The organism is uncultured Helicobacter sp., assembly GCF_949282165.1.
Lineage (GTDB): Bacteria > Campylobacterota > Campylobacteria > Campylobacterales > Helicobacteraceae > Helicobacter_F.
The window spans coordinates 70,789-95,967 of the sequence record NZ_CASDOV010000001.1 but is presented as its reverse complement, the minus strand read 5'-3'; the positions used below and the strand labels follow the sequence as shown (position 1 = coordinate 95,967).

24 protein-coding genes and 3 tRNA genes are annotated in these 25,179 nt (G+C 48.8%); 12 read left to right on the top strand and 15 right to left on the bottom strand.

Going from position 1 to position 25,179, the window contains the following annotated elements; all coding sequences use genetic code 11:
* Nucleotides 1–21 precede the first annotated feature (21 nt).
* Both ACH2BK_RS00505 and ACH2BK_RS00500 read right to left on the bottom strand, forming a co-directional pair.
* On the bottom strand, nucleotides 22–150 hold the full coding sequence (locus tag ACH2BK_RS00505; protein WP_395001676.1) for a hypothetical protein: 129 nt from the start codon (nucleotides 148–150) through the stop codon (nucleotides 22–24).
* An 89-nt stretch (nucleotides 151–239) separates the two neighbouring features.
* Nucleotides 240–1,547, bottom strand: a complete 1,308-nt coding sequence (locus tag ACH2BK_RS00500; protein ID WP_395001675.1) for an MBL fold metallo-hydrolase — start codon at nucleotides 1,545–1,547, stop codon at nucleotides 240–242.
* Nucleotides 1,548–1,845: 298 nt separating this feature from the next.
* Between ACH2BK_RS00500 and ACH2BK_RS00495 the strand changes: the two genes are divergently transcribed.
* Nucleotides 1,846–2,889, top strand: coding sequence for an FkbM family methyltransferase (locus ACH2BK_RS00495; protein WP_395001674.1), 1,044 nt, complete (start codon nucleotides 1,846–1,848; stop codon nucleotides 2,887–2,889).
* A 23-nt stretch (nucleotides 2,890–2,912) separates the two neighbouring features.
* Here the strand turns inward: ACH2BK_RS00495 and acnB are convergent, their stop codons facing one another.
* The 5 genes from acnB to ACH2BK_RS00470 all read right to left on the bottom strand — a co-directional run bounded on the left by acnB (nucleotide 2,913) and on the right by ACH2BK_RS00470 (nucleotide 9,626).
* Entirely contained in the window at nucleotides 2,913–5,489 is a 2,577-nt protein-coding gene (gene acnB / locus ACH2BK_RS00490) for a bifunctional aconitate hydratase 2/2-methylisocitrate dehydratase (RefSeq protein WP_394996013.1), read from the bottom strand.
* Between the two features lie 246 nt (nucleotides 5,490–5,735).
* Entirely contained in the window at nucleotides 5,736–6,257 is a 522-nt protein-coding gene (gene ppa / locus ACH2BK_RS00485; protein ID WP_394996015.1) for an inorganic diphosphatase, read from the bottom strand.
* A gap of 16 nt (nucleotides 6,258–6,273) precedes the next feature.
* Nucleotides 6,274–6,846 (bottom strand): adenylate kinase, encoded by a 573-nt coding sequence (locus tag ACH2BK_RS00480; RefSeq protein WP_394996017.1) that lies wholly within the window; start codon nucleotides 6,844–6,846, stop codon nucleotides 6,274–6,276.
* Nucleotides 6,847–6,888: 42 nt separating this feature from the next.
* Nucleotides 6,889–8,649: an aspartate--tRNA ligase gene (aspS, locus tag ACH2BK_RS00475; protein WP_395001673.1), complete on the bottom strand. Its 1,761-nt coding sequence runs from the start codon at nucleotides 8,647–8,649 to the stop codon at nucleotides 6,889–6,891.
* 26 nt (nucleotides 8,650–8,675) lie between these two features.
* Nucleotides 8,676–9,626 carry a chemotaxis protein CheW gene (locus ACH2BK_RS00470; RefSeq protein ID WP_394996022.1) on the bottom strand — a complete coding sequence of 317 codons (951 nt, stop codon included), beginning with the start codon at nucleotides 9,624–9,626 and terminating at the stop codon, nucleotides 8,676–8,678.
* A 107-nt stretch (nucleotides 9,627–9,733) separates the two neighbouring features.
* On the opposite strand from ACH2BK_RS00470, the gene ligA reads away from it, so the two are divergent.
* The 3 genes from ligA (at nucleotide 9,734) to ACH2BK_RS00455 (ending at nucleotide 13,083) form a co-directional block, all read left to right on the top strand.
* Nucleotides 9,734–11,686 (top strand): NAD-dependent DNA ligase LigA, encoded by a 1,953-nt coding sequence (gene ligA / locus ACH2BK_RS00465; RefSeq protein ID WP_395001869.1) that lies wholly within the window; start codon nucleotides 9,734–9,736, stop codon nucleotides 11,684–11,686.
* Nucleotides 11,687–12,113: 427 nt separating this feature from the next.
* Nucleotides 12,114–12,338 (top strand): hypothetical protein, encoded by a 225-nt coding sequence (locus ACH2BK_RS00460; RefSeq protein WP_395001672.1) that lies wholly within the window; start codon nucleotides 12,114–12,116, stop codon nucleotides 12,336–12,338.
* Complete coding sequence (locus ACH2BK_RS00455) at nucleotides 12,268–13,083, top strand: glycosyltransferase family A protein (protein ID WP_395001671.1); 816 nt, start codon at nucleotides 12,268–12,270, stop codon at nucleotides 13,081–13,083. The genes ACH2BK_RS00460 and ACH2BK_RS00455 overlap by 71 nt, the downstream gene beginning before the upstream one ends.
* Before the next feature lie 247 nt (nucleotides 13,084–13,330).
* Here ACH2BK_RS00455 and ACH2BK_RS00450 read toward each other — a convergent pair.
* The 4 genes from ACH2BK_RS00450 to ACH2BK_RS00435 form a co-directional block, all read right to left on the bottom strand.
* Nucleotides 13,331–13,407: transfer RNA gene (locus ACH2BK_RS00450), tRNA-Met, on the bottom strand.
* A 31-nt stretch (nucleotides 13,408–13,438) separates the two neighbouring features.
* Nucleotides 13,439–13,513: transfer RNA gene (locus tag ACH2BK_RS00445), tRNA-Gln, on the bottom strand.
* Between the two features lie 68 nt (nucleotides 13,514–13,581).
* Complete coding sequence (locus tag ACH2BK_RS00440) at nucleotides 13,582–15,027, bottom strand: L-aspartate oxidase (RefSeq protein ID WP_395001670.1); 1,446 nt, start codon at nucleotides 15,025–15,027, stop codon at nucleotides 13,582–13,584.
* Nucleotides 15,028–15,029: 2 nt separating this feature from the next.
* A complete protein-coding gene (locus tag ACH2BK_RS00435; protein ID WP_395001669.1) occupies nucleotides 15,030–15,287 on the bottom strand; it encodes a hypothetical protein in 258 nt (85 codons plus the stop codon).
* Between ACH2BK_RS00435 and ACH2BK_RS00430 the strand changes: the two genes are divergently transcribed.
* Entirely contained in the window at nucleotides 15,270–15,725 is a 456-nt protein-coding gene (locus tag ACH2BK_RS00430) for a hypothetical protein (RefSeq protein WP_395001668.1), read from the top strand. The genes ACH2BK_RS00435 and ACH2BK_RS00430 overlap by 18 nt on opposite strands.
* Before the next feature lie 129 nt (nucleotides 15,726–15,854).
* On the opposite strand, the gene ACH2BK_RS00425 is transcribed toward ACH2BK_RS00430, so the two are convergent.
* Nucleotides 15,855–16,244: a hypothetical protein gene (locus ACH2BK_RS00425; protein WP_395001667.1), complete on the bottom strand. Its 390-nt coding sequence runs from the start codon at nucleotides 16,242–16,244 to the stop codon at nucleotides 15,855–15,857.
* Between the two features lie 118 nt (nucleotides 16,245–16,362).
* Between ACH2BK_RS00425 and ACH2BK_RS00420 the strand changes: the two genes are divergently transcribed.
* From ACH2BK_RS00420 to ACH2BK_RS00400, 5 genes are read left to right on the top strand one after another with little or no spacing between them, the layout of a single operon-like run.
* Nucleotides 16,363–17,937 carry a methyl-accepting chemotaxis protein gene (locus ACH2BK_RS00420; protein WP_395001666.1) on the top strand — a complete coding sequence of 525 codons (1,575 nt, stop codon included), beginning with the start codon at nucleotides 16,363–16,365 and terminating at the stop codon, nucleotides 17,935–17,937.
* Between the two features lie 12 nt (nucleotides 17,938–17,949).
* Entirely contained in the window at nucleotides 17,950–18,825 is an 876-nt protein-coding gene (gene truB / locus ACH2BK_RS00415; RefSeq protein ID WP_394996043.1) for a tRNA pseudouridine(55) synthase TruB, read from the top strand.
* Nucleotides 18,809–19,042, top strand: a complete 234-nt coding sequence (locus ACH2BK_RS00410) for a carbon storage regulator (RefSeq protein ID WP_394996045.1) — start codon at nucleotides 18,809–18,811, stop codon at nucleotides 19,040–19,042. The genes truB and ACH2BK_RS00410 overlap by 17 nt, the downstream gene beginning before the upstream one ends.
* Nucleotide 19,043: 1 nt before the next feature.
* Entirely contained in the window at nucleotides 19,044–19,859 is an 816-nt protein-coding gene (locus tag ACH2BK_RS00405) for a 4-(cytidine 5'-diphospho)-2-C-methyl-D-erythritol kinase (RefSeq protein ID WP_395001665.1), read from the top strand.
* Nucleotides 19,856–20,440 carry a hypothetical protein gene (locus ACH2BK_RS00400; protein WP_395001664.1) on the top strand — a complete coding sequence of 195 codons (585 nt, stop codon included), beginning with the start codon at nucleotides 19,856–19,858 and terminating at the stop codon, nucleotides 20,438–20,440. The genes ACH2BK_RS00405 and ACH2BK_RS00400 overlap by 4 nt, the downstream gene beginning before the upstream one ends.
* Before the next feature lie 544 nt (nucleotides 20,441–20,984).
* On the opposite strand, the gene ACH2BK_RS00395 is transcribed toward ACH2BK_RS00400, so the two are convergent.
* Together ACH2BK_RS00395 and gap are read right to left on the bottom strand one after the other, a co-directional pair.
* A complete protein-coding gene (locus ACH2BK_RS00395) occupies nucleotides 20,985–22,220 on the bottom strand; it encodes a glucose-6-phosphate isomerase (protein ID WP_395001663.1) in 1,236 nt (411 codons plus the stop codon).
* A 20-nt stretch (nucleotides 22,221–22,240) separates the two neighbouring features.
* Nucleotides 22,241–23,227, bottom strand: coding sequence for a type I glyceraldehyde-3-phosphate dehydrogenase (gene gap, locus ACH2BK_RS00390; protein WP_395001662.1), 987 nt, complete (start codon nucleotides 23,225–23,227; stop codon nucleotides 22,241–22,243).
* Nucleotides 23,228–23,337: 110 nt separating this feature from the next.
* Here gap and ACH2BK_RS00385 point away from each other — a divergent pair.
* Nucleotides 23,338–23,414, top strand: a tRNA-Arg gene (locus ACH2BK_RS00385).
* Between the two features lie 47 nt (nucleotides 23,415–23,461).
* Nucleotides 23,462–24,127 (top strand): non-canonical purine NTP pyrophosphatase, encoded by a 666-nt coding sequence (locus tag ACH2BK_RS00380; protein WP_395001661.1) that lies wholly within the window; start codon nucleotides 23,462–23,464, stop codon nucleotides 24,125–24,127.
* Between the two features lie 305 nt (nucleotides 24,128–24,432).
* Here the strand turns inward: ACH2BK_RS00380 and ACH2BK_RS00375 are convergent, their stop codons facing one another.
* Nucleotides 24,433–25,146 carry a hypothetical protein gene (locus ACH2BK_RS00375; protein ID WP_395001660.1) on the bottom strand — a complete coding sequence of 238 codons (714 nt, stop codon included), beginning with the start codon at nucleotides 25,144–25,146 and terminating at the stop codon, nucleotides 24,433–24,435.
* Nucleotides 25,147–25,179: the final 33 nt, after the last annotated feature.

Here is a 25,179-nt window from a genome sequence, read left to right as displayed (position 1 = left end):
TTTGAATCTAAAGCATTGAAACTAGCTTCTATGTCTCCCCCTAGATTCTGAATCTATTGGGCTAGATTCTATAAATGCTTTAGATTCTGTATTTTGCTTTTGTGAATCTTTGGATTCTAAAAGGATAGCGAGCACTCCCAAGCCCGCCAAATCTGCGCGATGACTACCCGCTTTGGCTAAGGGAGGAGTGAAAGCAAAAGAGCCATTTTCCCACGCACAAAAGGCGATTAGACTTTTGACTAAAACCTATACCACAGCGTGTTTTTGGGCTCATCGCCAAGGTAATACACCTCGCCAATCTGTGGGGCATTATAACCAATGCCCGCGATTTGTGCGAGCTGCTTGAGGATATCCACAGGCTCATTCCACGCGTGCGTGCCAGCACTAAATCGCCCCCAATGTATGGGCTGCACGACTTTAGCCCTCAAATCCTGTGCCGCTCGTATCGTCTGCTCGGGGAAAGAGTGCGAGTATTGCCACGCCTTGTTGTATTGTCCATTTTCTAGCAGTGCAAGGTCAAAACTGCCAAAAAACTCCCCAATCTCCCTAAAATGCGTATAATACCCACCATCGCCGCTCACAAATACCTTCTTATCCCCGAGCTCTAGGGCATAGCTCACCCATAGGCTCGTGTTTGCTGCGTAGCCTAGGCGTTTTGTGTTGTGCTGGGCTGGAGTGGCGGTAATGCGCAGGCTGTGGGCAGCGGACCGCACGCCCTCCCACCAATTAAGCTCGATGATTTTCTCGCGCGGGATTTTGTATTTGATGAGAATCTGCGCGCTGCCCTGTGGCACGATGAAATACGACGCGCTACTTTTAAGGGATTTGAGCGTTTTTTTATCAAGATGATCGTAGTGCGAATGCGTAATAAGCACGATGTCAATCCTCGGGAAGTCCTCCTTTTTGTAGGTTTTGTGCGCCTTGAACGCGCGATTGACAAACCACACGGGCGAGGCGTAGGAGGTAAAAAGCGGATCGATGAGAATATGCAGCCCATTATGCACCACATAGAGTGAGGAATGCCCTAGCCACACGATCGAGGTTTTGGGGCTTTGGGGGAGGTGGGCGAGATGATGGAAGCTCTCATTAGCCATAGGCAGGGGCTTTGGTGGCTTGGCGTTTGCCACGGGCGTGGTATAAAACTCCAGCACATCGCCAAAACTCACGCTTGGGGGTAGGGCAGCCTCGGGGTTTTGGTTGGTATAAATGAGAGTATTTTTGTGCAAAATCTGCTTGGCTTTTGGCTTGGCAAGAGCGAATTTGCGCAGCGTGAGCGCGGGTGCTGGAGGGTTTGGGTAGGGAGTGTGTGGCATAGGCGCGTCCTTTGTCCGATTTGGGTTTGAATCTAGCGTGCTTGGGTGGGTGGATTGAGCGTTGGCGGCAGGGTGCTTGGGATCTCGCGTATCTGAGGTGCTTGGCTTTAGCATCGTGATACTTGCTAAAGAATGATGCGCGAGATAATCCTGCTCTTGTAGATATTCCCTAGAGCAGCCCGCAAAAACACACAGCGCCACACACCACGCAAGGCTTTGGTAGATAGGCTTCATTTGCGACTCTTTTTGGTTTTTGGTAATTATAGCAATATCATCAGGCAAGTTTGCGGGAAATTTGCCATAATCAGATAGGGCAGTGGGTGTATAAAAAAAGTTGAAAATTACAGTTTTCATAAATTATTTGAACATTTGGAGAGAGCTTTATCATCAAATAATCTACATATTTACAAACACTCAAGTTTGTATTATAATCAAACCCTTTAATACCACAAACAAGGAGCTTAAACGATGGATATCTGTGTCATCAAAAAAGAAGGAAACATATACCACCCTAGAGGTTATAGGATCGAGATTGTCTTATGGAAGCAGTCTGTGTTTTCGCGCATCAAGAATCTGTATATGGGCACGAAGGGGGGGGGCTATTGTAACAAGCTATAAAGTCTTTGGACAAACCCTCTACACTCACACCGCACAATTCCCTCTAGGATTGCGAGTTAATGACGCAAGCCGTAGCTTGGGCAAGGCTATGCTAGATTCACAAACGCAAGAAAAAATCCAAAAACTTTGTAAAAACTTAGACGATAAAAGTAAGGCTAGAGTGCATACACTGCTCAATCGTTGCAAAGAAGCTTACACACAGGGCAAAGAGATATACACCAACATAACCTTAGAAGAATCTGAGGAGCTAGAGCAAATCGGACAAAGATTCTATGGAGACATTGCACAATTGGGGTATAAGCCCTATCGCTACGGGCATTATCTACTACCCACCGATTTTTTTGAAATAAGCGTCCTGTGGCACAAACATAGCCTAGATGAGCTAGAGGCTAGCACGCTTGCCAAAATGAAAAATAAAGACATTATCGATGTGGGCGCGTGCGTGGGCGATAGCGCGTTGGTTTTCCAAAAATACACCGATAGACATATCTATGCTTTTGAGCCTACAAATGAGAACTACGCATTTTTGCTCCAAACTATTGAGCTTAACAACACCACACGCATTATCCCTATCAAAAAAGCCCTAGGTGCGAGTGCCTCAAAGGGGCAAATCAGTGTGCATGGGGGAGCGTCTAGTCTCGTCTTTGATAATCGCACTGCTTCACACGATGTAGAGATTATCACACTAGATTCATTTGTGCGTGAGCGTAATATACAAGTGGGTTTTATCAAGGTTGATATTGAGGGCTTTGAGCAGGAGTTTCTCAAAGGTGCAAGGCAGACAATCGCCGAGCAAAAACCTGCTATGCTTATTAGTATCTATCATCAAGCTAGTGATTTTTTTGATATTAAACCAATGATAGAATCTTGGAATCTTGGTTATACATTTAAAATCGTGAAAGCTACTGATTTAAGTTTGAGTGATGAAATAGCACTTTTTTGCGAAGTAAGAGAGTAAATCTCTTACTTCATAGACGAGTGCTAAAGTGCGAAGTCCTCGATTTTATCGAAGTTTAGGTAGGTATAGACATTGTCCTCTTTGCCTTTGAGCTTATTAGGCACGAGATTGAGGTATTCCTCCACGCTTGGCAGTCGCCCTAGTATCGCACACACACCGCCGAGCTCTGCACTGCCTAGATACACTTGCGCGCCCTTGCCCATACGATTATCAAAATTACGCGTTGAAGTCGAGAATACCACTGCATTATCCCTCACGCGTGCTTGGTTACCCATACACAGACTGCAGCCGGGCACCTCCATACGCGCACCCGCCGCGCCAAACACAGAGAAATATCCCTCTTGATTGAGCTCTTTTTCATCCATTTTGGTGGGTGGTGCTATCCAAATCTGTGTTTTAGACTGCCCCTCGTTTTTGACGATCTCGCCAAAGGCGCGGAAATGCCCGATATTTGTCATACAGCTGCCGATAAAGACTTCATTGATAGTCTTAGGACGCTTAGGATCTGCGAGGATCTCGCCAAGGGTTGCCACATCATCAGGATCGTTGGGGCATGCCAAAATCGGCTCTGTAATCTCTGCGAGATCAATCTCAATCACTGCTGCGTATTCCGCATCACTATCAGGCTCTAAAAGCACGGGGTTGTCAATCCACTCTTGCATTTTTTGTGCGCGTCTGCGTAGCGCATCGGCGTTTTGGTAGCCATCTTTGATCATTGCCTCAATAAGCGCGATATTTGAGTTGAGATACTCGATGATGGGCTCTTTGTTTAGTCGCACGCTGCACGCCGCCGCGCTCCGCTCTGCACTCGCGTCACTTAGCTCAAACGCCTGCTCGACTTTCAAATCCCCTAGCCCTTCAATCTCTAAGATTCTGCCGCTAAAGATATTTTTCTTACCCTTTTTCTCCACGGTTAAAAGTCCCTGTTTGATCGCATAGTAGGGGATCGCATTTACCAAATCACGCAAGGTAATACCCGGATTTAGCTTGCCTTTAAAGCGCACGAGCACAGATTCTGGCATATCAAGAGGCATCGTGCCCGTAACCGCCGCAAACGCCACAAGCCCGCTCCCTGCAGGGAAAGAAATGCCAATAGGAAAACGCGTGTGTGAATCCCCACCAGTGCCGAGCGTATCGGGCAGACAGAATCTATTGAGCCAAGAGTGGATCACACCATCTCGAGGACGCAATGCCACGCCGCCCTTTGAGGAGATAAATTCTGGTAGCGTCGCGTGTGTGCTCACATCAGAGGGCTTGGGATAGGCTGCAGTGTGGCAAAAGCTCTGCATCACAAAATCCGCGCCAAAACTAATCGCCGCAAGCTCCTTGATCTCATCGCGCGTCATTGGACCAGTGGTGTCCTGACTGCCCACTGTCGTGGTTTTGGGCTCGCAGTATGTGCCCGGTCTCACGCCCTCTACTCCGCACGCACGCCCTACGATTTTTTGTGCGAGAGAATATCCACAAGACTTTTGGGCTGGCTGCTTAGGTGCTTTAAACACATCACTTGGAGGGAGTTTGAGGAAATCGCGCGCTTTTGCAGTGAGGTTGCGTCCGATGATGAGGGAGATTCTGCCTCCTGCGCGCACTTCATCGCTGATAGTGAGCGGACTTAGCTCGAATGTAGCCACCACGCTACCATTTTTTATAATCTCGCCCTTTTGTGTGTGAATCTCGATGATATCGCCTTCATTTAGCGCGCTCACATCTACTGCGATAGGCAACGCCCCTGAATCTTCACAAGTCGCAAAGAAAATAGGTGCGATCACGCCGCCCAAAATCACGCCGCCACCTTTTTTGTTTGGGACATAAGGGATTTCTTTACCAAAATGCCACATCACAGAGTTGCACGCAGATTTTCTCGAGCTTCCTGTCCCCACCACATCGCCGACATACGCTACTTGCGCATCGTTTTTAGCCGCTACATCTTTGATATTTTGGATTCTCTGCTCAAAGTTTTCTATGCGCGCTTTTAGCATAGCTTTGGCGTGCAATGGAATATCGCTGCGCGTGAAAGCATCGCCCGCTGGGCTCAAATCATCGGTATTGGTTTCGCCATCGACTTTAAACACACAAGCCTTGATCACCTCTGGCAGGGCAGGTTTTTGCAAAAACCACTCCGCATTTGCCCAAGATTCTAAAACCTCTTTGGCTAGGGCATTACTCGCGCTAAGCTTGGTGATATCCTCAAAGCTATTATACACGAGCAGTGTGTGCTTGAGGGCGTTTGCGCATTCTTTGGCTAAAGCAGCGTCGCTTAGAGAGAGCCCCTCGATTAAAGGCTTGACATTGTAGCCACCTAGCATTGTCCCGAGGTATTTGATCGCCTCTAGCGGTGTGAATGTCTGCTCCTTGCCGCTTTTTAGAATCTCGGCAAAAAACTCCGCCTTGAGCTTTGCTGCGTCATCGACACCGGGATTTACTCTGTGTATGAGCAATTCTTTGGCAAAAGCCCTCTGCTCTGCGCTCGCATTTGCGCTTTTGCAAATCTCAATAGCACACTGCGCTTGCTTGACATTCAGCGGCAATGGCGGAATGCCCTGCTCCTGCCGCTCTGCCTTGAGTTTGTTGTATTCTTCTATGAATTGTGCGAAATCCATCTTTCTCTCCTTGTGTGAAATACTCGAAAGCCGCTTGACTTCCAAAGGTGCTTACATTATAGGACAAAGAAGTTAATTACAGAATCTAAAGATTCTAAACTCATAGGCGAATGGGGAGATATAGAAGGGATTTGGCGTAAGCAAGCAAACAGAGGGGTTAGCAAAAGCCTCTTAAAACACGGGGATTTGCTCACAGAGGCTCTTTGCGCGCCCTAGTGAGCAAGGGCTGAAAGGTTAAGAAAATTGTTACTTTTTGTAATTCTCGATGGAGGTTTGCAAAATGCGCTGGGCTTCTTGCTTGTCTTTAAAGTCCTTCACCTTCACCCATTTGTTTGGCTCAAGCGTTTTGTAAGTCTCAAAGAAGTTTTTGATCCTATCTAGCGTGATTTGTGGCAGATCCTGCAAGCTCTGAATCCTGTCATAGCGCGGATCGATTTTAGAAACCGGCACGCTGATGAGCTTCTCATCCACTCCGCTTTCATCTTCCATAATGAGCACGCCAATAAGCCGCGCTTTGATGACGCTTCCTGCCTGCAGCGGGTATTCATTGAGCACGAGCACATCGGCAGGATCGCCATCATCACTGAGTGTGTTTGGCACAAATCCATAATTTGCTGGATAAAACATCGCGCTATACATCACGCGATCCACGACTACCGCGCCACTCTCTTTATCGACTTCATACTTGATATTTGAGCCATAGGGGATTTCAATCACGACATTGATAGCATCGGGATTAGAACCAATAGCGATTTTTTCTAGATTCATTATTTGCTCCTTAAGTTTAGAGTCGTTGCAAAATAAAGCTTTGCATATCAGCGACAATCGCCTCTATCGTGCGCTCGCCATTGATTTTGTGCAAAAGATTGTGCTTTGTATAAAACGCCTTGATCTCTTTTAGCGGCGTGAGATAGACTTTCATTCTGTTGTTGAACACCTCGACATTATCATCAGCACCCCTTGCGCGCCCTAGCACCCTATCGCGCGCCACTTCCTCGCTCACCTCGACTTCTATCACGCTTTTTAGCACCACATCGCTCTGCCCTTGCAGTTGTGAATCTAGCGCCTCCATCTGCTCCACACTGCGCGGATAACCATCGATGATGATCACATCTTTGGGAGCGTTTTTGATCGCTCCTATGATCGTGCTCACGACGATCTCTAGTGGCACGAGATTGCCCTTGCTCACAAAGCTATCGATGAGCTTGCCCTGCTCGCTGCCACTCGCCACCTCTGCGCGCAAAAGATCGCCCGTGGAATAATGCACAATCGTATCGGCGTTGTTTTGTGCGATGATTTGCGCATCTGTGGTTTTGCCGCTGCCCGGCGCCCCGATTATCAAAAATAGCTTTTTCATTCTCTCTCCTTTGGCTTAAGAATTAATCCCGTTGATGAGATTCTAATGTTTGGGATTGCGCAATCGTATGTGCAGCTCGCGCAGCTGCTCCTCGCTCACTTCGCTTGGTGCGTTTGTGAGGAGGCAAGTCGCCTTTTGGGTTTTGGGGAATGCGATCACATCGCGCAAAGATGCACTGCCTGTAAGGAGCATAATAAGCCTATCAAAGCCTATCGCAAAGCCCCCGTGCGGCGGCGCGCCATAGCTCAAAGCCTCTAGCAAAAATCCAAATCGCTCCTTTGCCTGCTCTTGCGAGATATTTAGGATCTCAAACACTTGGCTTTGGATAGAATCTTTGTGGATTCTGATACTCCCGCCGCCTAGCTCCACGCCATTTAGCACGATATCATAGGCGATGGATTGGATAGATTCTATATCACTAGATTGCACGCCCTGCTCTAAGTTTTTGGGCATTGTAAAGGGGTGGTGCAGCGCAGAGACACTGCCATCGTCATTTTTCTCAAACATAGGAAAATCCACCACCCACAAAAACTCTAGCTTGCTAGAATCTACAAGCCCCATATCCTGCGCGATTTTAAGCCGCAATCGCCCCATATAATCCCACACGATTTTTTTCGCCCCTGCGCCAAAAAACACGATATCCCCCACCTCTGCTCCCACACGCCCCAAAAGCTCCTCTAAACGCGCGCTAGAGAGGAATTTTGCCAAAGGTCCTTTGATCTCATTTTCTTTTACCTGCAGATACGCCAAGCCCTTGGCGCCAAACTTACGCACGAATTCCTCCGCCTCGCCCAAGCTCTTGCGCGTAAAGACACTATCGCCGCCCTTGACACACAATGCTTTGAATCTATTTGCCTTAGAATCCTGCGCGATAGAGGCAAAAATCTCATTGCTACAATCCACAAACAAATCGCCCACTTCCACAAGCGGCATACCAAAGCGCAAATCTGGCTTATCACTCCCATAGGATTCCATAGCTTCCTGCCAGCTCATACGCCTAAAGGGCGTGTGAATCTCCCTGCCACAAGCGCGGAAAATATCTACAAGCAGATTCTGCGCCACTGCCATCACATCTTCTTGCTCACAAAAACTCATCTCCACATCGATTTGTGTAAATTCTGGCTGCCTATCTGCGCGCAAATCCTCATCTCTAAAGCATTTTGCAATCTGAAAATACCTATCAAATCCGCCCACCATCAAAAGTTGCTTAAAAATCTGTGGGCTTTGGGGCAGCGCAAAAAACTGCCCATCATGCACGCGCGAGGGCACGAGATAATCCCGCGCACCCTCTGGAGTTGAGGCAGTGAGGATAGGCGTTTCTATCTCCAAAAATCCCATTTTTTGCAATGAATTCCGCACCGCTATCGCCACATCCGAGCGGGTTTTAAAAATCTCATACGCCCTCTTAGCGCGCAAATCCAAATACCGATATTTTAGCCGCAAATCCTCGCTGACATTCTCGCTGCCTATATCGATAGGTGGCGTGAGGGATTTATTTTCTATCACGAGTTCATCGAGCACGATTTCGACAAAGCCCGTTTTTAGCTTTGGATTTTCTAGCCCCTCTCCTCGCGCACGCACCTTGCCTTGAGCTATGAGGACAAACTCATCACGCACACTCGAGGCGATCTCATAGGCTTGCGAACTAGGATCGCACACGAGCTGCACGATACCGCTTTTATCGCGCAAATCAAGAAACACAACCCCCCCGTGATCGCGGTAGCTATTGCACCACCCACACACTCGCACTTCCTGCCCGATACACTCTTTGTCAATCTCAGCACACAAATGAGTTCTATACATAAAACATATTCCCTTATAAAATTGATTTAGCTTTTTAGAAGTCGCTTTAGAGCCTGCTCTATCTCGATAGGATTGGATTTTGTGATAAACGCATCGGCTTTGAGAGATTCAGCCATTTGCTTGTTAGAATCTGAACTCATAGAAGAGTTGATAATCACGGGGATATGGGCAGTTTGGGGATTGTCTTTGACACGCTTTAGCACCTCAAAACCCGAGATGACAGGCATTTCAATATCAGTGATGATCGCTCCCACCATCTTTGCCACACCAGCGTTGTTGAGATACTCTAGCAGACTCTTGCCATTGGGGAAGGTAAAATACTGCAAATCGAGCTTTTCTATCACATGCTGCAGGCTCTTAGCCGCGGCTTTAGAATCTTCTGCCAAAAGCACGACTTGGTTACTCGCAATAGGCCCTATGCTCTCTAACTCTAGTTCATTGACGGAGCTTCGCATAGGGAACGCATCCACTACCATCCGCTCCACATCGAGTATCTGCACCACTTCGCCATTATCATACTTCGTTGTAGCCGTTACCTTGGCGTTGCCATCGATTCCATACTCACTCCCCACATTCACTTCATTCCAGCTCTTTTGGATAATGCGCTTGACATTGAGGATCTTAAGCCCCACGGTGTAGTTTGAAAAATCACAAATCACCACGAGGCATTTATCGCTTTGTATCGAGTAGTCTTTTAGGTTTTTGTGCGGATCTGATGGGTTAAAATAGAGCCAGCGACGCATATCCACAAGCGGTATTGTCTCATCGCGCACGGTCAAAAATCCTAGCAGCACTCCGGCATTATCCCCCTCTGTCTCTGTAAGCGCGTCGTTGTAGTAGATGATCTCGCGGACTTTAAAGACATTCATCGCATAGAGTTGGGTGAGTCCCTCCTGCTCCTCTTCTAGTGTGAAGCACAAAAACTGCGCTTCATTTTTGAGATGCAAAGTCGTGGTTTTGTCAATGTTTTCTATCAAAATATTCTCCCGGGCGTATGGTAAAAGAAGCGTGAAAAATCGTGTATAATTCTACGCAAAACTAGCTTAAAAATCACAAAAGGACTTTCTTGCAATCCCTAGATTCTATAGATTCACAAAACTACGCCAAAGCTATTGAAGTGCTTAACAAAATGGCATACCACTACTATGTGCTAGATTCTCCTATCGCAAGCGACGCAGAATACGACGCGCTCTATCACAAGCTCAAAGCCTATGAGGAGGCTAATCCAGATTCTATCCTGCCTAGCTCTCCCACGCAACGCGTGGGCGATGTGCCCCTAAGCGAGTTTAGCAAAAATGCGCACATTAAGCGTATGTGGAGTCTTGATGATGTGTTTGATGAGGGGGAGCTAGAGGAATGGCTTACTAGAATCTACAAAACCCACCCGCGCGCTAGTTTTACCTGCTCGCCTAAATTTGATGGTGCCTCGCTCAATCTCCTCTATGAGGGCGGGCTGCTACGGAGTGCCACCACGCGCGGCAATGGCATAGAGGGCGAGCTCGTCACCCAAAACGCACGCACGATATTTTCAATCCCGCTCCAAATCCCCTATGATAAACGCATAGAAATCCGCGGCGAGGTGCTCATCGCCAAGGACGACTTTAGCTCCCTAAACGCCCAAAGGCTTGCGGACAATCTCCCGCTTTTTGCCAACCCGCGCAACGCCGCAGCAGGTAGCCTAAGGCAGCTAGATTCTAAAATCACTGCCAAGCGTCCCCTGCGCTTTATGCCTTGGGGTGTAGGCGCGATGGAGACGCAGATTGAGAGTTTTTATGAGATTTTACGATCTTTAGAATCTTTTGGCTTTGCGCCTATGCCATTTTTAGCGCACTGCAGGGATAAGGGCGAGATTTTGCACGCTTATCGCACGCTTTTGGACGCGCGAGAATCTTACCCGCTAATGCTTGATGGTATGGTGGTGATGATTGATGAGATACCTATCCAAGAGCAGCTAGGTTGGACGATCAAATCCCCGCGCTTTGCGTGCGCGTATAAATTCCCCGCGGTGGAAAAAACCTCTATCATCAAAAATATCGTCTTCCAAGTCGGGCGCACGGGTGTGATCACGCCTGTGGCGGAGCTAGAGCCCGTGGAGATAGATGGCGCAATGATCACGCGCGCGAGCTTGCACAATTTTAGCGAGATCGCCAAAAAAGATATTCGACTTGGCGATAAAGTCGTGATAATCCGCAGCGGCGATGTGATCCCCAAAATCATCTCTTCTATCCACGCCCTGCGCGATGACTCGCAGATACGCATACAGACCCCTACCCTCTGTCCAGAATGCGCCCAAGAACTCCTAGTCGAGGAAATCCTCATCAAATGTCAGAATCTAAGCTGCCCCGCACGCGTCAAAGAATCCCTCGTGCATTTTGCCTCCAAAAAGGCACTCAATATCGATGGTTTGGGCGAAAAAATCGTTTATGAGCTCTTTGATAGGGGATTAGTGCGCGGGATACTCGATCTCTATAGGCTTAAGGAGGAGGATTTGCTAGGCTTGGAGGGGTGGAAGCAAAAGCGCGCACAAAACCTCATAAATAGCATAAAAAACACCTATGGCATAGAGCTTTGGCGGCTTATCAATGCCTTTGGGATCGAGCATATCGGCGAGGGCGCGAGCAAGAAGCTTGCCACAAACTTTGGGATTAGGGTTTTTAGCGTGAGTGAAGAGGAGATTCTCAACATCGATGGCTTTGGGGAGGAGATGGCGCGCTCGCTCTGTGAGTTTAACCACGCCAATAGGGAGCTGATAAGCACTATGCTAGAGATTTTGCAGCCAAAGGTGCAGCAGCGCGAAGTCGCGCTAGATTCTGTATTTGCGGGCAAAAGCGTGGTGATCACAGGCACGCTCTCTGCGCCAAGAGAACATTTTGTCGAGATTTTGGAGGGCTTGGGAGCGAGGGTTGGCTCATCGGTGAGTGGCAAGACGGATTTTTTGCTCTGTGGGGAAAACGCTGGGAGCAAGCTCACAAAAGCACAGAATCTAGGCGTGCGGATTCTCAGCGAGGAGGATTTGCAGAGCTACCTAAAAGCCTAGTGATTTTAGTCGGGTTTATAGAATCTACACAAGCCAAGTCGCGTGCCTGACGCGGTTACACCAATAAGTCACAGAATCTCGCTTAAAAATGCAGTGTATGCACGCGCAGCGGAGCGAGCAGAGATTCACTCTCCGCGAGCGGCAACAAGTTTGCGCTAGCAAACTTGCATTAAAAATGATAAGCCCCAGCTCGGTTTATAGAAAAGGTGCTAGTCCAAGTGGCGTTGATGACGTGCTGACACCAATAAGTCACAGAATCTCGCATTGAGATTCTGTGTATGTTCGCGCAGCGGAGGGGCGAGGGGCTCTGCCCCACGCCCCGATAACAAGTTTTGCCATAGCAAAACTTGCATAAATAGATAGCCTCTTAAGCACATTCTTAGATTTTTTGCATAAAATCCCCCAGATTTCACACCAAAGGAGAGCTATGCGCCTATTAAAAAGATATACCAAAAGCCTCTTACTTTTAGCCTTAAGCGAGCGAAGCGTCACAAAATGCTCCTTTGTGCTAAGGCGATTTGTCCGCACCACACGACTTTTGGGATTTGTAAGCTCTGCGATTATCTCGCGTCTGTTTAAAAATGCATTGGGGGGGGGGGCAGCTACGAGATTCAGCCCTGCGCGCCTCATTCTCTCCGCGTGTCGTCTTTAGCCTCACTTCCTTCCCCGCTCGCATAGCCACGCTCCATCACACGATATTTTCCCTACTTCGCCAAAGCACCCCAGCCGATGAAATCGCGGTATTTTTGAGCCTAGAGGAGTTTCCGCGTGGATTTGCCTCCTTGCCGAGGATTCTCAGGTTTTTGCACACGCAGCACTTTATCCGCCTGCATTTTGTGGAGGCAAACTACAAATCCTGCAATAAGCTTATCCACGCGCTTAAATTCTATACGCAGGATATATGCGTCACCATCGATGACGATCAGCTCTATGAGCGTGATATGCTCAGACTACTGCTAGATTCATACCGCAAATACCCGCAGTGTATCCACACCCACCACGCCGATATGCCTATAAGAGAATCTAGTGGCGCGTTTGCGTGGCGAGCGTGTGAGCTAGAGGACACGCCGCTGCTTGGTATCTGTCCGCTTGGAGTATCGGGCGTGCTCTACCCTCCGCATTGCTTAGACACAGAGGTGTTTAATACGCAAAGATTCTATGAGCTCGCGCCGCATAATGACGATTTGTGGTTTTTTGTGATGGGAATGCTAAAGGAGAGCAAAAAGGTGCTTGTCAAAGGCGCGCTAGGCATACCAAAGCAGCCAAGTATCGCGATATTTGAGAGCCCAAACCTATGGGAGACAAACGCCAAATCGGGCGAAAACAGATTTATGATTGAGTGGGAAAACCTCGTGCGCGCGTATCCAGAGATTCAAAGATTCATCGTAGAGGAATGATAAGACTTACGCAGGGCAAAGCCATCGTAGCCATACGGAGTGCCCAGAGGATTTGGATACGCGTGCTAGGAAATCTGTGCTTTGCTAGGCTTAGCTTGATTTAAGATTTTTAGAGTGCTATGAACTCTCTCGCATTTTGGAGTTTCAAACGCTCCAGAGGATATAGAATCTTTTGCCTCTTAAATGTGAGTGCTTGGATTTAAGCTAGGATAACCTTTTGTAAATTGGTGTGGGATAAAGATAGAGATGGTTGCGGGAGAGGGATTTGAACCCCCGACCTTTGGGTTATGAGCCCAACGAGCTACCGGACTGCTCTACCCCGCGATATGAAAAGATATTGAAAGAAAAAGAAAGATGGCTGGGGTAAAAGGATTCGAACCTCTGAATGCCTGGACCAAAACCAGGTGCCTTACCGCTTGGCGATACCCCACTGCTGAAGTAAATTAAAAGCGTGATTATAATGACTTCACGCCTAAAAGTCAAGGTTTTATGCAAAATTTACACGATATAATGCGCGCCTAGGCTCTGCTGTCTTGATAATGCTGATTGCACGATGTTTCTTGCTACAAGCAAGCGTAGCCTAAGCATACGCCCGATATTAGATTCTAGCATTACCTCAATCCCCCCAAGCGCGGCGTTTAGCTTGTCTTTGGTGCGCACGATCCCCACCTTCTCCCACATAATCTTACGCAGCAAATCCCGCAGATGCGCATCGCCCTCCTTTTCTAGCACGCTCTCATCAAAGGGAAAATATCGCTTTGGGTTTTTGCCCACGGCACCTAATATCTCCATCGCCGCGACTTTGCCAAACACAAGCCCCTCTAGCAGTGAGTTTGAGGCGAGGCGATTTGCCCCATGCACGCCGTTATATGCGCACTCTCCGATAGCATAGAGGTTTGCCATACCCTCCACCCTCGTGCTGATATCGCACAAAATCCCGCCCATACAATAATGAAATGCTGGAGAGATGGGCACGAGATCCTTTGGTATATCTAGCCTGCACGCGCTAAGCTCGCGATAGATATTTGGGAAGCGTGCGCGAAAGGATTGCTTGCTAAAACTGCGCAAATCCAAAAACGCCCGCTCATCATATCTAGTGCAATAATCCACGATAGCCCGCGCGACAATATCGCGAGGTGCGAGCTCGCCGCGCTCATCATACTCATACAAAAACCGCCTACCCTTAGAATCTATCACCAATCCACCCTCGCCCCGCACCGCCTCGCTGATGAGGTATTTGCGCGCAGTGTTTGTCTCCACATACACACTTGGGTGGAATTGTAGCATCTCCATATTAGCAAGCCTCAATCCGTGCTCAAGGATAATCCCGTGCATATCGCCGCCGATTGTGTGGGCGTTGGTGTGGTATTTATACAGCCCGCCTATGCCCCCGCTTGCGAGCACGATATGATCGCTATAGATATGCACCAATCCCTTCTTTGTCTGCACGCTCACGCCATAGCAGCGCTCATCTTCTAGGAGCAGATCCACCACACGCGCGCTTTTCCAGAGTGTGTGCCCTAGCGAGTGCATCAGAAATGTATGCAGATTGCGCCCCGTGCCATCTCCGCCAGAATGCACGATACGCGCGATAGAGTGCCCGCCCTCCTTGGTGTAGCTTAGTGCCCCACTCTCCTCCCTATCGAGGCTAAACCCATCGCTTAGCAGCTCTTGTAAGATCCCCAAACTCTCCACGCTTAGCTTCTCCACGCTTTTGGCGTCATTGAGCTGCGAGCCCGCGAGGATAGTATCCTCAATGTGCAGTGCTATATCCTCCAAATCCCTTGCTATGGTAATCCCACCCTGCGCATAAAAGGTATTGCACTCCCACGATTGGTTCTTACACAGCAGGAGCACGCGCAGATTTTTGGGCAAATGCCGCGCACAATACAGCCCAGCTACCCCCGCCCCCACAATCACGACATCATAATGCAATCTCTCCATCTCTAGTCCCCATCGTCTTCACTAAGACTTGCAGAATGTATGCTTTTGACGCTTTGGAGCGTGGGTTGTGAATCTTGCTCATTAATTTGGGATTGTTTGCCAGCACCCTGTAAGCCTCCTTGGGGCTGCTTGGTGCTATCACTACGCTCATAGTAGGGATTGGCTCTATACCCACAGCCCGCCATCGCGCCCCCTAGCACCACACTCATCATAACCATCGCAAAATATGCTATCATTGCGCTATGAAAGATTCTAAACATATCATCTCCTTTCTCAAATCACAGCCCGAGTTTGCCAAACTCCAATTAAAAGATGAGATAAATCTCTTTAAAGCCGCGTATCTCACGCCTTATCTGCGAGAGCAGATTCTCTTTATCTTTGTCAAAAACCAAACGCTTTTTTTTGCTGCCAAGCACCCAGCGTTTTGTCAGGAGTTTAATTATACACGCAAGCACATAATACAGACTTTAAGGAGCTATCCCCAAAAGTTCCCAACTCTAAGCACACTCACAGAAGCCAAAGCCTATGTCCCGCGCCATATCCTAGAGCCCAAACCCCTCCCCCATACAGAATCTAAGCACTACTTTAGCGAGCACTCAAGGGGCGAGTTTGCCAACCACTGCACGAGCCCTAGGCTCTATGAGCTTTTTGAAAAGCTCCGCCTTGCGATTTTGCGCAATCAAACAGATAAAGAGTGAATCTCCACTCGCTCCGCTTACGCGAGCATACACTACATTTTTGGCAAGATTATAGAATCTCTTAGTGTCATCGCGTCAGGCACGCTGCTTGGGCTAGCACCTTTGCTATAAACTAGATTCTATTATGCCCTACCACCCTCTTGTGATGGCGTGGCACACGGTGCAGGAGTGCAATATCTTTGCGTGCATCTCCGCGGCTTTTAGGATCTGATTATTGTGCAATGCCTCTTGGAATGCGTTGATATTCTCCTCATCGCGCTTAAGCGTGTTTAGCACGATATGCTCTTCCATACCCTGCGAGCTTTTGAGGTAGGCAAACACATTATGCTTCTTAAACTCCCCGTATGTGCGCTCAAACTCCCTAAGCCCCTTAGCGATTTGAGCCTTGTCGTTATAAAAAAAGCCCTTTTGTATAGTCCCTATGTGGTATTCCATATCGCGCATTTTTTTAGCCACTTCACTAGCCCCTAGCCACATACCCCCTAGTCCCAATGCTAAAATCCACGCGTATGTTTTCATCTCCTCATTCCTTTGGCAAATTATGCCAATATCGACAAATCGCGCTAGATTCTAAATGCGCTCAAGTGTGGCACATAATTTGCTGGATTCTCACACAAAAGCTTACAAAAGGATTGCTATGCAAGAACAAGATTCTAAAGCCCAAAGCACCCATACACAGGCACTCTTAAGCACGCATTCTCCGCACACAGAGGCAGGCAAGCCCCTCTCCCTCCCCTCCTTTAGAGCCAATCTCATCATTATAGGCGCGCTCTTTGTCGCACTTTTGGGCTTGTGTGTGTTTTTTGCCACAAGCGCGTATCGTGCCAATGCCGCGCCCGCGCACGCCTCTAGCCTCGCCGATCCGCTTTTAGAAAATCAAGATTTGCTCGAGCAGTTTGGGTTTATCGGGCAGGTTTATGTGCGACTAGGCAATCTCCTCATCACTCCCAAAGATTCTCAAAACAAAGCCCTCATCATCGCTATGTTAAAAAGCTGGAATGAGAGCTTTGTCAAAAACGATCGGGATTTACAAAGCTACTATCAGCAGATAAACAAAACCCTCGAGATAGAATCTAGCACGGAGTTTGCCACGCGCATCCAGCAAATCCTCCAAGAAGTCTATGCGCTTTTATTACAAAAATCAAATGATGGCATTGCCGAGGTGCTCAAAAGTGCCGAGCCTAGAGATGAGAGGCTTTGGGGCGGTGCGCGCGGCGGGCTCATTGTCCTTGCGCTCTTTGGACTGCTAGCGTGTGTGCTGCTTTGTGTCGTGCTATGGAGGAGCTTTAGCTCTGTGAAGCGTTTGAGCACGCAGTGGCAGGGGCTAAATGCACTCATACACAATCTCACGCAGGGCAGCAGCACTCAGACAGAAAACCCACAAGCCTACGATACAGAATCTCTTAGCGCGCTCCAAGCAGACTTAGAGGCACTTAGCCAAAAATCACACCAAGAATCCGCCCAAGCCCAAGAGGAGAGAGCATTCGCTACCCAGACGCTCTCCACGCTCAAATCCCAGATTGCCACGCTAGAGCAAAACGCCTCTAGGAGTCTCGCGCCAAGTGCAGATATTTTGCGCACTATTACCCAATCCATCGAGCATAGCACCAACTCCCAAAACCAAATCACGCAAGAACAAGAGCAGTTTGAGCGCGCAAGCACCAACCTCTCCCATCTTTTTGAAAAGCTTAGCGAGAGTATTGAGATTCAAAGCGCGCTTAGCGCGAAGTTTGCGGATTTGAGCGGGAGTGTGACGCAGATTAAAGATGTGCTAAGCTTTATCGATGATATTGCTAGCAGGACCAATCTCCTCGCCCTCAATGCCGCGATTGAGGCAGCGCGCGCAGGCGAGCACGGGCGGGGCTTTGCCGTGGTGGCTGATGAGGTGCGCAAACTCGCAGAATCCACCCAAAAAAGCCTCAAAGATATTGAAGTGAGCATAAACCTCCTAGCGGGCAATATCGATGAGATTTGCCACAACGCCAAGGAAAGCAAGGAGACTTTTGACAACCTTATCCAAGAGAGCGAGGATTCTAAGCAAAGCCTCCAAAATATCCAAGATTCACTCCAAGCAATCATAAGTGGCATCACGAGCCAAAATTCTAGCACGCTAGGCGTCTCTAAGCAGATTCAAGATATGATAGAATCTTTCCAACAGCTAAACACACTCATCAACCAAAGCGCCCAATACTTAAAAAGCCGAGAGCTTTAAGCAAAGGCGCGTATGAAACACCTCCTACTCGCCGCGCACAAGCCCAAAAACATCAGCTCCAATCACTTCCTTACGCGCCTTAAAAAACACATAGGCGAGCCAAAAGCCGGATACAGCGGCACGCTCGATCCCTTTGCGAGCGGGCTTTTGGTAATAGGCTTTGGGCAATACACGCGGCTTTTGCCATTTTTGCAGCTCACGCCCAAGCGATACAGGGCGACTTTGTGGCTAGGGGCGAGATCGCCCACGCTTGATATACAGGGTATAGAATCTGTGCGCCAAATCCCACCCTTTAGCCTAGAGCGCGTCGCGGAGGTGCTAGATTCACTCACGGGCGAGATTGCCTACACGCCACCGCGCTTTAGTGCTAGGCATATCGATGGCACGCGCGCCTACAAGCTAGCGCGCGAGGGCGTGGAATTCACACTAGCGCAGGATAAAATGTCTGTGTATCAGCTCACTCTGTGTGCGTATAATCACCCATTTTTGAGCTTTGAAGCGAGTGTGTCAAAGGGCGCATATGTGCGCTCTTTGGGCGAGATGATCGCGCACAGACTTGGGGTAGATGGCGCGCTTAGTGCCCTGCATAGAATCTCTGAGGGCAGCATAAGCCTCCTATCCCCCGCGCAGCCCCACGCTCATATTAAGCTAGATTCACTCTCCTATCCCTTGTTTGTGCTAGATTCTGTAAAAGCCCTGCCATTCCCTACCCTAGAGCTCTCTAAGCACAAATCCCTCATCAGCAATGGCGCGAGATTTGCTCTGCAAAGCGTAAAAAGTGGTGTGTATAAAACTTATTTTGAGGATTTTTTCTCTATAATTGAGGTTTTAGCAAACAAAGAGGTGCGATACCTTTATAATAGGATTCCATATGCTGATACTCTCTAGGAAACAAGATGAAGGCGTGATGATAGGCGATGATATAGAGATAAAAATCATCTCTATTGATAAGGGCAGCGTGCGACTAGGATTCAAAGCCCCATCAAATATGCTCATTTTGCGCTCCGAGCTCAAAGACGCCATTGCTATGCAAAACCAACAAGCCTCTATCAACGCCCCAAGCGATCTCACTTTGCCCAAAGTAGGAGCTATCAAAAAGAAATAATATGCAACCCCTCATCTCCAAAAGCTATCCAAAACTTAATATTTTTCTTAAAATCATCGGCAGGCGCGAAGATGGCTTCCACCTCCTCTCCTCGCGCTTTGTCCTTGCCAAGGGCGCACTTTTTGACACGCTAAGTATAGAATCTAGCCCTAGTGGCTTTGCCCTAGAGGGAGACTTTGGCTGCGAGATAGAATCTAATACGATTTATAAGGCAAAGTGCGCCCTACAGGAGCTTGCTACAGACAAGCGATGTGGGCGCGTGGATCCTCAAATCGCGGATTTTGTGCAATCCCTCAAAGTCAGTGTGCAAAAGCGCATACCAGAGGGCGCAGGGCTAGGCGGTGGGAGTGCCAATGCCGCGAGCTTTGTGCATAGCGTGTGCGCGCTGTGTGAGATAGAGCTAAATGCGGAGGATTATGCCTTTATCGCGCGGCGGTGCGGGGCGGATGTGGCGTTTTTTTTGCAACGCGTGCCAAGTGCTAATGTCAGCGGCGTGGGCGAGGAAGTTATATCCTTTGTGGAGGATCTCCCCGAGTTTGAGATTTTTACCCCCCAGATTGTGTGCCCCACACCCGCGGTATATGGGGCTTATAGAGAATCTCACGCGACTTGCAAGCGCGCCTTTAGCCCGCTGCCGCGAGAATGGCTCACTATCCCAAGTGCGCAAATCCTTGCAACTCACGCACTAGAGGAGCTCAACGATCTCTATGCTAGCGCACTTTTTGTCGCCCCAGAGCTAGAATCGCTGCGCACAGAGCTTGGGCGCGGGTGGTTTTTTAGCGGGAGTGGGAGCAGCTTTTTTCGGATAAAGGAGTGAGACTCATCACAAAAGCCCTGTTTTGGGGCGTGTTTGGTGTGCTTGGCTGCGCGCTGCACGCCTACCCCCAAGAAGATTCTGTGCTCAACCTCCGCCCCCAAAAGATGGAGCGCGAGTATGAGTATGGCGGGGGCGATGAGCACGGGCGCAACTCAAGCGCCCCCTACTCCCAGCCCAAAGACGGCGCGTATTTTTTGCAAAGATTCACTCCCTCTTTACAAACCTTTTATGAGACGCTTGAGACAAACTCTGCAAACGGGCAATACGCGCGATTTCGCCGTAGAATCCTCATCGGACACAAAGCCTATGATGCCCTAGATAGCGCGCAAAAAGCCAAACTCCAAGGCGCGCTAGTGCTAAGCCGCGTGTATATCAGCGCGTTTCTCAAATACAGCGAGCTTGGGGGCGTGGGGCTAGGCGGGAGATTTGAGCGCGGTGATGAGCGAGTGAGGTATTTTAGCGTGGATAGTCGGTATCTGAGCGATTTGCAGGAGCTTGGGGCGGATACGCTCATCTATCTGCTGTGTGTGCTGCCGAGGTTTGATAAGTGTCTTGTGTTGGGTATTGGAGAGGAATTTTAGATTCACTGATTTTAGAAATTTGGCTTGCACGCAAAGCAAAGCTTCTTTAGAAAACAAGGCAAAGCCGCAGTTTCTTTAGTAATCTTAGAATTTCTAGCAAGCCAAGCACGGAATGTGGGGCAAATACAGAATCTAAAGAAGCTTAGATTCTGTAACGCATTTTTAAAGAAACTTTGTTTTTAAGAGAATCGTTGGCTTAGAGAATCCATACAAACGCCAATATTGCGCTCCTGACGCAGCTACACTAAGAGATTCTATAAGCTTGCTAAAAAACGCCGTGTATGAACGCGTAAGCCGGAGCGAGCGGAGATTCACTCTCCGCAAGCGGCAACAAGTTTGTGAAACAAACTTGTATTAAATAAAAGGTGGGTTTATAGAAAATGCGCTAGCCCAAGCGGCGTTCCTGACGCGGCGGCACTAGAAAACTACAGAATCTCGCTTAAAAATGCAGTGTATGAACGCGCAGCGGAGTGAGGGCGGATTTATTCCGCACGAGCGGCAACAAGTTTTTGCCAAAGCAAAAACTTGCATTAAATAATATGCCCTAAAACATATCCCGCAGGCGTGCTTTGCCAAACTCCACGCCGGGCTGATCGTAGGTGTTTATCTCTAGCGCGCAGCCCGCACACGAAGTCAAAAGCTCATAATACATCACAAGCGCGCCGGCATTGTATGCAGAGACTCTATCCACTACGATAGAATCTGTAGGGACTTCTTGGGCTTGGAGGGTTTGCATAGTCGCTAGGCATTGCTTATCTAGCAGGGTGGCGAAGCTCGCGCCATTGACAAAATCACTAGATTCTAAAAACTCTAGCTTTTTTTGCGGAATGCGCGGCTTGGGATAGTGCTTAGGAGCAAGCGAGAGGAAGGTCACGCTTTTATCCCGAGGTCCTTGCACGATGAGCTGCAAAAACGAGTGCTGATCGATACTCCCCACAAGCGCGATGGGTGTCAGCCCCACAGGCTGCTTGTGCGCATTGAGCTTGCCTAGGCTCTCCGCCCACAGCTGCACATACCACGCGTTAAACTCCCTAAACACGCTCGAGTAGGAAAACAGCACATTTATGGGGCAACGCTCGCGATTTTGGACTAGATAGAGGGCTTTGTGCAGGATATGATCCTCTTTGCGCTCAAAAAACCTCAAGGCAAGCTCGCGCGCGCCCTCTAAAATCTCTTTGCCCTTATAACCTAGCAGCATAAGGGGCAGGATTCCCACGCTGCTTAGCACCGAAAATCTCCCGCCCACATTGCTATCGATATTGACAAAGGCGACTTTTTGCTTCTGGCACCATTTTTGGAGCGGCGAGTTGGTATCAGTGATGGCAAGCAGGTGGGATTTGTGCTTGGGTGCTAGGAGCTCGTATCTCTCTAGCACATACTTAAAGAGCGAGGAAGTCTCTATCGTGCTGCCGCTTTTAGAAATCACGATAAAAAGCGTGTTTTTGGTTTTGACTTTTTTTAGCGCATTGTTTAGGGCAAAGCCATCGGTGCATTCCAAAAATCGCAATTTTATAGCGTTGCGCTCGGGCAGGGAGCACAGCATAGAATCTAGGGCTTTTAATCCCAGCGAGCTTCCGCCCACACCGATGATGACGAGGTTTTTTAGCTTGGCGATGAGCTCTTTGTGCTTTTTGATATAGTTTTGGGAATCTTGCAACGCTTTTTTGCTAAAGGACAGCTCATAATAGCCGCTTATGCCTTGGGCTCGCTCTTGTTTGATGGATTCAAAGAGTGGCTCGATATCGCCGCTATGACTGAAGGAATGTGTAAAACTTAGCATAGGTTGCCTTTGTCAGCCTATCAATGCGTGAGGGCATACACGCTCATATCCACAAGGCGCGCGGAGTAGCCCATCTCGTTGTCATACCACGCCAAAACTTTAGCACTCTTGCCAATCACCAAAGTCTTATCGGGCACGAAAATCGCGCTATAAGGCGATCCGATGAAGTCACTCGAGACGCATTTTTCTTCATCGACATAGATAATGCCCTTCATACTTGTGTGCTGGACTTGCCTAAAGAGCTCGTTTATGGCGTCTTTGCCCGCTGCTTTGCTTAGATTTACGCTTAGATCCACTAGGCTCACATCTGGGGTTGGCACCCGCACTGCAAAGCCATTAAACCTCCCCGCAAGCTCGGGGATCACGAGCCCCACGGCTTTGGCAGCACCCGAGCTCGTGGGGATTATGTTTAGCGCAGCGGCGCGCGCACGGCGGATATCTTTGTGCTTGACATCGAGCACATTTTGGTCATTGGTATAGCTATGGATAGTCGTCATCAGCGCGCTTTCCACGCCATAAGCGTCGTGCAGGACTTTGGCGATGGGGGCGAGGCAGTTGGTAGTGCAGGAGGCGTTTGAGATGACGCTCTGGCCTTTGTATTGCGTGTGATTGACGCCATAGACAAAGGTTGGCGCCTCATCCGCTGGCGCGGAGATGATGACTTTTTGCACGCTGCCTCTTAGGTGCGCACTTGAGGCTTGCAGGGAGTTGAATTTGCCCGTGCATTCTATCACGCCCTGTGCGCCGTGCGCGCTAAAATCTAGCTTGGCAGGATCTCTGTCTGAAAGAACTGCGACTTTGTCTTTGCCTATCTGGATTGTGTGCTCATCGAGCTTTTGCACCTCATAGCCCCTATGCACCGAGTCGTAGCGTAGCAAATGCACGAGGGTATCAATAGGCGCGGTAGTGTTGAGTGCTACGAGCTCTATATCCTCCCTTTTCCCGATGATACGCGCTGTGCATAGCCCAATGCGTCCTGTTCCATTGATAGCGACTTTAACCGACATAATGCTCCTTTACATTGAGAAATATCCCTAATATTATAGGAGAAAAAACATAAAAAAATGAAGTTTTCTTGATTTATGGCGAGAATCTAAGTAAAATTCCCGCTTTATTTGTCCCCGTAGCTCAGCTGGATAGAGCGTTCGATTCCTAATCGAGAGGTCATGCGTTCAAATCGCGTCGGGGACACCACTTCATAACTTCTTTACTTACACAAAATTTGCACAACAAGGACTTTTATGCAGCTTATCCTCGCCACTTCCAATCCACACAAAAAAACTGAGATCAAAGCGATTTTTGCCGCGACACTGCCGCATATTGAGATTATCACTCTTAGCGAGATTCTAAACCCCTTTGAGATAGAGGAAAATGGCATAAGCTTTGAGCAAAACGCTACAATCAAGGCAAAAGCCGTGTATGATGCGCTGCTGCTAGCGCGCGGGGAGGGCGAGTATCTCGTGCTAAGCGAGGATAGCGGGCTATGTGTGGATGCGCTGGGCGGCGCGCCGGGAATATATAGCGCACGCTTTAGCCTCATAGAGTTTGGAGACAATAGCTGGCAGGAGAGGCAAGCGCGTTTGGCAAATCTCTCCCTTGATGCGCGCAACCTCGCGCGCGTGGTGTATGAGCTCCAAGCCCGCAACCTTAGCGTATCTCGCGCACGATTTGTGGCTAATGTCTGCCTTATGGGGCATTTGGGAGGTGGCTTGATACATCGCAACTTTCAAGGTGTGTGTGAGGGTGAAGTCATCACCACGCCGCAGGGCGATGGGGGCTTTGGGTATGATCCGATCTTTGTGCCCGATGGCTATGCCCAAACTCTCGCACAGATAGAATCTAAAAATGAGATTTCACATAGGAGGCGGGCGCTGGAGGAGTGTGCAGAGTATTTATATAGATTCTGAACTCACGAAAATGGCTCTTTTTCGTTTCGCTGCGCTCACATCAGCAGAGCGGGTAATCATTTGATAGATTGCGCTAATTTTTTGTTTGCAGTGGTAAGCCCACAGAATCCACACCACACTAAGGGCAAGCCTTGATGAGATTTTATAAAATAGCAGATTCTATAATCGCTTCAAAATCTTAGCTTTTCTTAGATTCTGAACTTGCCTTAGACTCTGTGCCCTCTAGATTCTGTATTTTTAAAGAACCTATCGCTTATCAAGGAGCAAATCTACTGCACTTGCGCGGGCTCCATCGCCCTCTCTTATCAAAATAGCTTTTCGCTCAGCACCCGTATCCCCACCGAGCCAAACGCCATACTCCTCCCAAAGGGTTGGGCAAAGGCATTGCCATAAGTGCAGTCTATCTGCACCATATCGCGCTTGAGCCAGATTCTAATCCCCACTTGATAGAGCGCGGGGACAAAGTGCTCCTTAAAGCCCTCCGCCATCAGCCAAATGCGCTCATTCATATCGTATTCCACCCCTAAGCCAAAAGTGTAGAGATGCTCCCGCCCCGCGGCTTTGTAGCCCAGATTGGTATGCAAAAACAATTGATTATCAAAAAACGCCTTGCTTAGCAGCGCGTAGGTATAAAAGCTCTCGTTATAGCGCAGGAATCGCCCCATTCGCGCATTCCCCACGCTAAGCCCATAGCTAAAGCCATCGCGCTCCAAGTCCTTAAAGATTTTTTTGAGCGCAAACACCGCCGCGCCTTTATACACGGAGTTCCCGCCATTTATAGAATCCACAGAATCCTGCTGCGTGAGGTTGCCGCCGATTGTCATCTCGGTATCTAGCAAAAAATTGCACGCAGGCAGCGCCCAAAACTCACTCCCGCCCCCAAACTTCGCCCAGCTCTCTATCTGGCAGCTCTGTGGCGCGACTACGCGCGCATCATCGGTATTCATCGGGCGCGCCCCATAGAGCGTCTCACACGCCACTAGCGCGAGTATCAAAGCAAAATACTTAGAGATTTTCATACGCCCTCCTTGTGGTTTTTGCGTAGCGGATTA